The organism is Porphyromonas sp. CAG:1061 (genome assembly GCF_000435035.1).
Lineage (GTDB): Bacteria > Bacteroidota > Bacteroidia > Bacteroidales > Porphyromonadaceae > Porphyromonas_A > Porphyromonas_A somerae.
The window spans coordinates 1-11,091 of sequence record NZ_HF988833.1 but is presented as its reverse complement, the minus strand read 5'-3'; the positions used below and the strand labels follow the sequence as shown (position 1 = coordinate 11,091).

The window sequence follows — 11,091 nt, the reverse complement described above, 5'->3', positions numbered from 1 at the left end:
CTTTTGCTTAGTTGCAACTCAGTTTTTGGTTAGATAGGGGCTCCCCCAAAAGCACCCGCCAGGGTGCTCCATGGCGTCCGACCTGTCTGACCTATCCAAAAAGGGCAGGGTGATCTCGGGCAAGGACTCCATTTATAGGGTCGCCACGCCCGCCTTGCTTCTTATATATATTAAGTCAATTAAAGAGTACAAAAGCATTTATTATGGTAATATGGGTTGCATATTAAAAATATATAGTATATTTGGGCATTGATTAGAATGATTACATTATCTTTAGCGAATAAATCAAAATGATTGGGCCGATGGAATCAAGGATGTTTATCCTTCAGGTCAAAACAACAGACTTTCTGTGGCGACAAATCAAGCGACAGGATGCTTATTTGCTCTGTAATAGATAAATTAAGGTGTGGGTACAATATCCACGCCACGCTAGAGGTATTCTAAATCCTCAACTATTCGCTTTTTACGACTAACCTATACTGAGTGCCTTCAAGGGGCACCATCGCTTCACTGACCAACAAAGATTGGTCAGCCTTGAGAATGAGCTATGCATCCACAAAAGGATGCAAGTGACGGCAGAGTATTATACACAACTATTATAAACAACAAACATATATTATTTCGAATAATTTTTATGAGACACAGACGCTGGTACTGTCTCCTATTGATAAGTCTACTAGCTGTGATCGGACTTTCGGCACAGACGACTTCGGGCATCAGGGGACTTGTATATGACGAACTGGGTGAGCCAGTAATTGGTGCGACGGTACGTGCCAAGGCAGACCCCTCCAAGGGAACTACCACCAACCTGGATGGTCAGTTTACCCTCCCTGTCAAAGCAGGTGATGTAATTATTATCTCCTATGTGGGGTATAAGACGGTAGAGCTACCGGCACAGAATGGCATGGAGGTACACCTCCAGGTAGATAGTGAAGTACTGGACGATGTGGTGGTGATCGGGTACATGACCCGTAAGATCACCAATACCTCCGCTTCGGTGGTGAAGATCAGTGCCAAGGAGCTCTCTAGCAAGCCCAATGCTAACCCTCTGGATGCTATTCAGGGTAAGGTTTCTGGTCTGCAAGTTTACTCCAACTCTGGTGAGCCCTCTCAGCAGCTCTCCCTTGCCCTACACGGACAGGGGTCGCTAGGAGCAGGTACGGGGCCACTATTCATCCTCGATGGTATGCCCATTAGCACCGCTGCTATCCGTGCAATGAACCCCAATGACTTTGAGAGCATGCAATTCCTAAAGGATGCCTCCGCCACCTCTATCTATGGTGCGAGGGCGGCCAATGGTGTTGTCTACATCACCTCTAAGCGAGGCAAGCAGGGGGAGCGTGCTGCAATCAATGTGCGTGGGCAGTATGGCGTCTCTACACTTGCCAATACCTCTTACTTCGACCAGCTGATGACTGGCGAGGAGCTAGGAAGGTACTATGTAGAGACGGGTCTCTTCGAGAGCCAAGAGAAGTGGGACGCCTTTAGGGCAGAGCACTTCGGGAATACCGACTTTCGCTGGTACGATTATATCTACCAGAAGGCACCTCTTTACCAAGGTGACCTCTCTATCTCAGGCGGTACTAATAAGACCAGCTACTACCTCTCGGGTGGCGGAATGTCGCAAAAGGGTCTTCGCGAAGGCTCGAAGTACGACAAAGTCTTTGCGCGTTTCAATCTTAGCTCTGAGCTCAATGAGTATATCCGCCTAGGGCTCAATACCAATGTCTCCTACGACTGGACCCAAACCTCACCTCTTGGCCCTAAGAGTGCACTTGGCGGTATGGGTGCCCTCAACCTCCCCTTCGTATCGCCTTACGATAAAAATGGTAAGGAACTAGACTACATTGATGTACTGGGCATCGGTACCCCAAGGTATGAGATTGATAAGAAGCCTGCAGAGTCGCAGAACTTCCTTCTCTCAGCCAATGGTAACCTCACCATCACCCCTATCAAGCATCTGACCATTCGGTCGATGGCGGGGGTGGAGATGGGCTACAGCAAGTATTTTGCACGCGTGAAGCCTAGCTACCGCAAAGCGTATGGCAATGGCTCTTCGTCTCGCTCCTTTGGGCAGGTGATCAACTTCTCTACCACTAATACCATCTCCTACGACTTTGACCTAGGGGATCACGGACTTACCACCCTCCTCGGTCAGGAGTACATCAACTACTACGATGATGGGCTTTCTGCTTCGGGAGCGGGCATCAAAAACGACCACCTTCTTTCACTCAATATGGTGACCAAGGACAAGTCGTTTAGTGAGAGCACCCTCTCTTATGCTTTCCTCTCCTTCTTCGGACAGTTTGCCTACAACTATACCAACCGTTACTTTGTAGACTTAGTGATTCGTAACGACGCCTCGTCGCGCTTTGGTCCGAATAAGCGACACGCCACCTTCTGGTCGGCTGGTTTGCTTTGGAAGGCGAAGAATGAATCTTTCCTCTCAGAGGTTGCGTGGCTTGATGAGCTCGACTTCAAGGCGAGCTACGGTACACAGGGTAACTCCTCTATTCCTCCCTACTACACTGAGCCATACGCTGGTAGCAGTGGTCAGTACAAGGGCGAGATGGGCTTGGGACTAGCCAATACCGGTAACCCCGACCTCAGCTGGGAGAAGCAAAGCAAGCTCACCGTGGGCTTCAAGAGTAGGATGCTGGACCGCATTGGGCTGAGCATAGAGTACTACCACAGGCTCACCACAGATATGCTATTCGAGGTGCCTCTCGACTTCACTTCGGGCTTTGGTATCGGGCAGTACGACTACTCTTACAACCTCCAAAACGAAGGGGCTTACCTCAACCAAGGTATCGACCTTCAGCTCGATCTAGACCTAATCAAGGCGAAGAAGGGCTATCTCACCGCCTTCCTCAACTTCAACTACAATAGAGACAAGGTGATCTCTCTCTTTGGCGGTCGCGACTCCTTCTTGCAGCCAGGGACTGCACTAGCCTACCAAGTGGGTAAGCCCGTGACTTTCTACATGCCTATCTACAAAGGGGTGAATAGCGAGACAGGTCGCCCAGAGTGGTTTAAGCCTGGGGTAGACCCTATGAAGAAGACGATGAACCACGATCAACTCGCTGATGAATACACCGCTTCACTAGAGCAAAACACCGATATCCCAGCCTTTACTCCGATGACTGGTGGTTGGGGACTAGAGGGTAGATATGGCAACTTCTTCATGAGTGCCAACTTTGCCTTTGCTCTTGGCAAGCACATGATCTCGGTAGACCGCCAGTACTATGAGAGCGACGCCAATGTGCGCAACTTTGAGAGTACCAACTTCAACGCCTCCCGTAGGCTCTTTAACTACTGGAAGCAACCAGGGGATAAGGCCGACTACCCAAGTCTTGCCTACCAGAGAGAGAAGAATAAGCAGCACGCTTCACTTTACCTTGATAGTGGATTGATTGAAGATGCCTCCTTTATGCGACTTAAAAACCTCACTATCGGCTACGACCTACCACGTGAGTGGATAGAGCGTCAGGAGGTGATCAAATCGGCAAGGATATTCTTCTCTGGCCGTAACCTCCTCACCTTTACTAAGTTCCAAGGTATTGACCCAGAGGTCAATCACAGTGTATCTATGGGAGTTAACCCAAATACTAAGCAGGTGAGCGTTAATTTTGAATTGGGCTTCTAATGATAGAAATACAGGAGAATATGAAGATAAATAATATATACAGAGTGATCTCTATAGCACTGCTGGGGCTACTCCTAGCATCGTGCAATCTAGATAAAGAGCCACTAGACTATATCCCACTCAAGAAGTCTTTTGCCGATATGGATGGGCTGAAGGCATGGGACAATGGCACCACAATATTGCTACGCACTAGGCTCTTTGGTGGTTCCGCCACCCTACCTCAGGAGGTACAGGCCGATATGCTCAATATGCACATTATGCACAATAGCTACGGCGCCTTCCACGGCTGGCACAGTCTGAGAGCCGATGAGGCCACCTTTGATGGGCTTTACCACTCCTACTATGTGGCATTAGCCGATGCTAATACGCTCCTCGATGGGCTAAGCAATTACGACATCAATAAGGAGCAGAACCCCGAAGCAGCCAAGGCAACCATTGATACCTACGCTGGGCACGCTCACTTTGCTAGAGCCTTTTATTACTATAGTCTAGCAATCCGCTGGGGCGTACCCTACAAGGAGGAGAGTGCCGCGACCGACCTCTGCGTGCCTTTGGTGAAAAAGGTGGATCCCCTCACGATGTACCCTCGTGCCAGCAATAAGGAGGTGTGGGACTTTATCCTACAAGAGCTGACACTCGCTGAGGAGCTACTCGCCTCTACTCCAGGAGCTGAGGGAGCAGATTATATCTCGCAAGATGTGGCTACAGCACTTAAGTCACGTGTCTACCTCTATATGGGCAAGATGCCAGAGGCTCTCGCTACTGCGGAGAAGCTGATCAATAGCCAGAGGTACAGCCTCACTAAGCCCGACGAGATGGATGTCACAGGGGTAACGGCTATTGAGGCAATGTGGCACAAAGATACCGGACGGGAGCAGATCTATCAGCCATTTATCAGTAAGCCCGACGAGCTTCCAAGTACCCTCGGTCTTTACGGTGCCAACCTCGAGGCCAATAGATGGTGGAGAGAGAATAAGCACAGAGATATTGCGATCAATACTCCTCCCTTCCTTCCAGCCGGCTGGCTCAAGGGATTCTATCAGGAGGGAGACCTCCGCCGTAAGGTGTACTTTGAGGAGGCCATGACCGTTATCACCCCTGCCGACTACGGTCGCACCTCTCAGGACGTGGTATGGGTAGTCTCTAAGTTTAAGGGTAATAAAGCCTACTCCGACCTCGATAGCCAAGTGTGGGGTGGCTATGTGCCCAATGGGCTACAGGCACCAAAGCCTTTCCGCTATGCCGAGCAGGTACTGATTGCAGCTGAGGCGGCCTATGAGAGTGGCGATAATGCCAAGGCTCTAGACTACCTCAATCAACTCAAGGTATCCAGAGGGCTGGAGAGCGTAGACCTCTTTGGCACCGACCTACAGCAGGAGATCCGTGATGAGCGTACCCGCGAGCTCGCTTTCGAGGGCTTCCGCCTTTGGGACCTCCGCAGGTGGGGTATGGGAGTCAATCGTCACGACCCTCAAGAGCGAGAGGTACTCAATAAAGAGTACGACCTTCATCTCAATATCCCAGCCGGTGACTACCGCTTTGTGTGGGGTATTCCTCAAGTACTATTTAAGATCAATCACAAGCTCATCCAAAACGAAGGATGGGAAAGATAAATAGGCGACACCATATGAATAAGACAATCCAACGACTATATTTGCTCCTCGGGCTAGTGGCACTATTAGCCACTAGCTGTAAGCAGCAGGAGGAACCCGATGTGCTTTCGCTCGACATACCGACTAGCCTTATCACATTTACACAGGCTGGAGGTTCGCTCGAAGTAGGTGTTATCACCACAGACGACCAGTGGTCTATTGAGCAAGGACCTAAGAGCGATTGGCTCAAGGTGGAGAAGGTGAAGGATGGCGTTAAGCTAACTGCCGAGGAGAACCACACCGGCAAGAAGCTAGAGACCAAAGTCACCATCACCCTTCGTGGTCTCCGTAAGGAGATAAAGGTGACTCAGTCAAGCACCCTCAAGACACTCGCCGTAGAGAAAACATCATGGGATGTTGGTAGCGAAGGCGGAGAACTAATCATCCCTGTAATTGCCAGTGGCAACGACTGGAGCTATACCCTCTCGGAGGAGAGCCCATGGCTCACCGCAGAGAAGAGTAGTGATAGCAAGAGCCTGAAGGTGATGGTACAGCCATCCGTCGACCCCAACCCTCGTGAGGTCTATATCGCACTCAGCTATGGCGAGAGTGCCACCTTGCGTATCCGCCAAGTGGGTGTCCGTCTATTCCCAGACTTTAAGCTACTACCCGATATGACCCGTGCCGATGTGGAGGCGTATGCTCAGGAGGCAGGCCTCCAACAGGACACCGAGCTGATCAATGCCAACGTATGGGACGATGATGCGATGGACTTTGTAAAGAAGGAGATGACCCGTAAGGATGCCACCTGGACTAAGGACGACTTCTTCGCCACCGATGCACAGCGGGCTAAGTACCTAGTTTATCAATACAACAACGCTGATAAAAACAAGGTATTTGCTATGCACATAGTCGGGGTAGAGGGCACTGAGTTTAGCCAGGAAGATGTGGCTACCTATCTCTCTTCTAAGGGCTTTTTCAAGGGTGGCGAAGACCCAAGAGGAGGTGAGATATGGGTTAAAAACGACCTTGCCGCACTCCTTCAATACGAGGCTAAGGTCTTCTATAAATATAGCCAGCAAATGCACTATGCCTATCCTAAGGCAGCACGAATCACCATCTCACTTCCTAAAAAGATTGATCCCGATGATATTGGTGCGATTATGACCGAATTCCCCACCGACCGCTTGGATACTTTCCGCGACCCTGCCATTCAGTTCGAGCAAGTGGAGGCGTTTGAAAAGAGCCGTGGTTTTAGGCTAATGACGGGTGAAGACGACGGTTATCCTTTCTGTAAAAAGAGTGATGTGGAGGGCTACACCCACCTTTATGAGTATGTACAATTTGAAAATGTACACCGTGATACCGCGAAGGAGGGCGACCTCATCTCTACGCTCTACAACTTCCTCATCCCAGGAATGGACAACTATGGTAAGGACTACAACGTCACTGCCACTAAGGAGAATGCCGGAGCTATCGGTCAGCGTATCGATATGTACAAGGGCTATAAGAAGTTCTTTACCCGCCACGACTGGACAGGAGCTTGGAACCTCAAGCCAGAGGTAGTTGAATTGGCAAAGAAAAAGGGGTACGAACTAGCTCATACCGACAGAGGAGAGTATGGCTGGACCTACTTCACCAAGGGCGATGACGTCATCTTCATTGCCCCTGGAGAGGATAGCGTACAGGTAGCCTACTTCCGTAATGCCAAAACAGCTGAAACAGCTCGCAACAACAAACGTCAGGATTAATCATTACGACATATCAATAGGATTATGAAATCAATACAATATAGACTGAGCTGGTGGCTCACCCTACTGCTACTACTCTCCACGAGCTGCCAAAGAGAGGCACTCCAAAGAGGAGAGATGCCCGACACAGAGGCGACACCCGACCTCACCCTAGCACCTAATATGGTGCCAGGGGAGGCGATTGTGAAGCTCAAGGCTTCTGCCGATCACTCATCTGAGAGCGAGCTACGAGGCCTACTAGGCAATCAGCTACGTAGCCTTACCGATGAGGTGAAGCTCGAGCCGATCTTTACGATTGGTGGTGCTTACGAAGCACTACAGCGTGAGGCGGGATTGGATCGCTGGTATAAGGTAAGTTTTGACCCCTCTACCGACCTCTCTCAAGCACTTACTGAGCTACAGAAGAGTTCGCTAGTGGAGGTGGCTCACGGCAATAAGTACGCCACTCAGACAGCAGCTACTTACCAGTCTGCTCCAAGCCTCCGTGCTGGTAGTGATACTTATAACCAAGGGTACGCGAAGTTTACCAACCCCGACCCCCTTCTCCCCTATCAGTGGCATTACCAAAATGAGGGTAGCAGCAATGACCCCTTCTTTTTAGCTGGTGCTGATATCAACCTATTCAAGGCGTGGGAGGTAGAGACTGGTAAAAAGGAGGTGATCGTGGCCATTATTGACTCGGGTATCGATGGATATCACGAAGACCTCCAAGGCAGCCTGTGGTACAATCCAGAGGAGCCAGGCACCTATGGCTACAATTTTGTAGCTAACTCCCCCTATATCACCCCTGGCTTCCACGGTACTCACGTAGCTGGTACCATCGCCGCACGCAATAACAACGGCATCGGCGTCTCTGGTATCGCTGGTGGCGACGGCACACCAGATTCGGGTGTACGCCTGATGAGCATCCAGATATTCAATAGAGACAACTACCCAGAGGGAGAGCGACATTCAGCTCCTATCAACGACATCGCCAAGGGTTTCCAATGGGCGGTAGAGCATGGAGCTACGATTGCCAATTGCTCGTGGGGCTTTGATGATCAAAGGTACAATAACAACTACCCTGTAATTAAAGATGCGATCCAATACTTTGTAGATAATGCGGGAGTAGACCCACAGACCAAGGAGCAAAAGCCCAACGCCCTAATGAAAGGGGGTGTGGTCATCTTTGCCTCGGGTAATGAGGGACTCAAAAACGACCTCGTATTCCCTGGCTGCTACGACTCGGTAGTGGCGGTGGCTGCCTTTGGTGCCGACTTCCAATGCACCTCCTACAGTAATATCGGTGATTGGGTAGATATTATGGCACCCGGTGGTACGATCAATCCCCCTACGCGTCTGCAAGGTGGTATCCTCAGCACCATCACCAGCTCCTTTCTCGATATGAGAGTGCCTGGCACCAATCTCACTGGTAGGGACTTCCAATTCCCTGGCAATGATAAGTACAGCTACCAGCAGGGAACCTCAATGGCAACCCCTCACGTCACTGGTATTGCAGCACTGGTGATCTCCAAGTTTGGTAAGCAAGGGTTTACCAGCGAGATGCTCAAGAAGCGTCTACTCACCGCCACCAAGACCATCGACTTCCGTGCCAAGCACGATAATAAGTGGAGAGATTGGCTCGGCGCGGGCTATATCGATGCTGCTCGTGCACTCGAGGAGGATAAGGGAGAGGCTCCAGTGATGTCAGAGATCACACTCGGTGAAGTGGGCTATCAAAAGGCGACCATCAGCTGGCTACCCGCCAAGGATGGTGATGCTATTGACCAGCTCGCTAGTAGCTATCTCCTCACGCTCACCACAGAGGGCAAGGAGCCAATCACCATCACCGTGCCCAACTATGAGCATAAAGAGGGTACAGCCATTGAATACACCTTTGAGAAGCTGGAGGATGGCACCAAGTACCACCTAGAGATCGAGGCAAAGGACCGCTGGGGACACTCCTCTAAGAAGAGTACAGACTTTACCACAAAGGAGAACCACGCACCAGCCATTACCAACCTCCCTGCCACACTGCCTGTGGTGCTCTCCAAGAGCCTTCCTTTCTACAACCTAACACTTGAGATCAAGGATGAAGATGGGCACAAGTGGAAGCTCAAGGAGGCGATAAAGCAGGACGGGGTCAAGGCAACGGTCAAGGAGAATAGCATCGAGCTACTCTTCCTCGTCTCTGATATCGAGCTAGGGGAGTACACTCTGCCGATTGTACTGGAGGATGAACTAGGCAAGGTCTCTACTACCGAGCTCACCTATAAAGTGGTGAACTACGAACCGGTCAAGAAGATCGCCGACTTTGGGACGGTATCCATTGGCCGCTATGCAGAGCCTATGCAGGTAGAGCTATCCGATAAGTTTGAATCTCCCAGTGGACTAAAACTCTCATACGCAGCCAAGACAAGCGATAGCACCATCGCTACCGTTCGCCTAATCCCTGGCACTACCAAGCTAGAGATCACCCCAAAGAAGGTGGGTAGCACTATGGTGCAGATCATCGTATCGGATGGCACCAAAGAATTCACCAGTGGCTTCACCGTAAAGGTGGTGGGTAGCTCCGAAGCAGCTAGAGAAGCAGGGGGTACCTTTATCCTCTATCCGATGCCTACCGAAGGGGTACTCAATATCCAGACAGGTACCGATACTGCCATGCCTCGCGAGGTGATCATCACCACGCTGAGAGGGGAGCTAGTACACCGTCAGTATATTGACCGCGACAAGGATGGCATCTCTCATGTCAATCTCAAGAAGCTCACCCCTGGAGTCTACCGCATACATCTCGGTAAGACCATCCGAACCATTGTAAAGAAATAATGACTATTGAAGCAGAATAATATGAAGCGAATATTATACATCGTTGCCCTCGCCCTTCTAGGCACCACCCTTGCAATGGGGCAAGGCTCGCCACTCCCTCTCCTAGAGGGCAATACTAGCGCACGCACCCTCGCACTCGGTAAAGTGCGTGGCGCTGGTGCCAAGGATATGTATCTCTATACCAATCCTACCGCTTTTCTAGCCAATGGAGCTACCTTTCAAGTGGATGGCAACATTGAGATTTTCCCTAAGCTAGAGTTCGGCAGAGAGTTGCAGTACACCCTCTCGGGAGCATGGTCCTTTGCCCCTTCTCACGCACTCTTTGTGGGCGGACGCTACTCAGGTGGTCTTAAGATAGAGGTGGAGGGAATGCCAGGCGAAAAGGTGGAGAGCTCCTTCAGACCCTATAGCCTGAGTGCTGATCTGGGATATGCCTATGCTGTAGAGCACTGGGGCTTCTTTGCGAAAGGAAGCTACCACCGCACAGCTCTTCAAATAGAGGCAGAGACCTATCTATTTGGTGCAGGAGTGAGTTACCTCAATCAATATACCCTCTTCGGAAAAGGAGTGGAATACGGTCTGCACGCCATCATAGATGGTGTCGGTGCTCCTCTACGCTACAGAGCTAGTAACGATAGCTACACAATACAGCCCACACTGGAGCTCTCTACCGACCAAACCCTATCTCTAGCCGAGAAGCACCAGCTTACCCTGATACTCGGAGCAAGAGGCACCCTAAAGGAGGGCCCCGCCAACTACCGAGCTGCAGGTGTGGGGCTAGAATATAGCTACGATCAGCTACTCGACCTCCGACTAGGGTATGACTACCACACCCTTCGCGACCACTCGCTAGGCTTCGGTATCGGCGGAAAGCTCTATGGTGTACACCTAGACCTAGGGTACCAATTAGGGTTCCGTACCTACTCAGCCAATACCTTGATGGTCACCGCTGGATACGCCTTCTAATCTCCAGCCCTCATATATGCAGAGACCCAGGACTAATCTAGCCCTGGGTCTCTTCTTTTTATGTATAATCGTATGCCCCCACCAATTCCAAACGACGACAATATTGCACGAAAGATGAGGGTAAGTTGCACGTAGGGAAACAGGTGATATATCGGAGCAAAAGTTGAGTTGCAACTAAGCGATCGGCGAGATGCAACTAAGCAATTGCTTAGTTGCATCTCAGTTTTTGGTTAGTTAGGAGCTCCATTTTGGTGAGATATAGAGGAGTCTCAGAGGCACCCCACCTGAGCACCCGACAGGGTGCCATTCAGCTAGCTGTAAGTTTGCA

5 protein-coding genes are annotated in these 11,091 nt (G+C 50.6%); all 5 read left to right on the top strand.

All coding sequences use genetic code 11. The features are described from left to right. Positions 1–634 precede the first annotated feature (634 nt). From QVO39_RS00630 to QVO39_RS00610, 5 genes are read left to right on the top strand one after another with little or no spacing between them, the layout of a single operon-like run. On the top strand, positions 635–3,646 hold the full coding sequence (locus QVO39_RS00630) for a SusC/RagA family TonB-linked outer membrane protein (protein ID WP_021902576.1): 3,012 nt from the start codon (positions 635–637) through the stop codon (positions 3,644–3,646). A gap of 20 nt (positions 3,647–3,666) precedes the next feature. Next, positions 3,667–5,259 carry a RagB/SusD family nutrient uptake outer membrane protein gene (locus QVO39_RS00625; protein ID WP_288171244.1) on the top strand — a complete coding sequence of 531 codons (1,593 nt, stop codon included), beginning with the start codon at positions 3,667–3,669 and terminating at the stop codon, positions 5,257–5,259. Positions 5,260–5,273: 14 nt separating this feature from the next. Then, positions 5,274–6,989 (top strand): BACON domain-containing protein, encoded by a 1,716-nt coding sequence (locus QVO39_RS00620; RefSeq protein WP_021902574.1) that lies wholly within the window; start codon positions 5,274–5,276, stop codon positions 6,987–6,989. Between the two features lie 24 nt (positions 6,990–7,013). Further along, positions 7,014–9,797 carry a S8 family serine peptidase gene (locus QVO39_RS00615; protein WP_021902573.1) on the top strand — a complete coding sequence of 928 codons (2,784 nt, stop codon included), beginning with the start codon at positions 7,014–7,016 and terminating at the stop codon, positions 9,795–9,797. Positions 9,798–9,818: 21 nt separating this feature from the next. After that, positions 9,819–10,763: a PorV/PorQ family protein gene (locus tag QVO39_RS00610; protein WP_021902572.1), complete on the top strand. Its 945-nt coding sequence runs from the start codon at positions 9,819–9,821 to the stop codon at positions 10,761–10,763. Positions 10,764–11,091 lie beyond the last annotated feature (328 nt).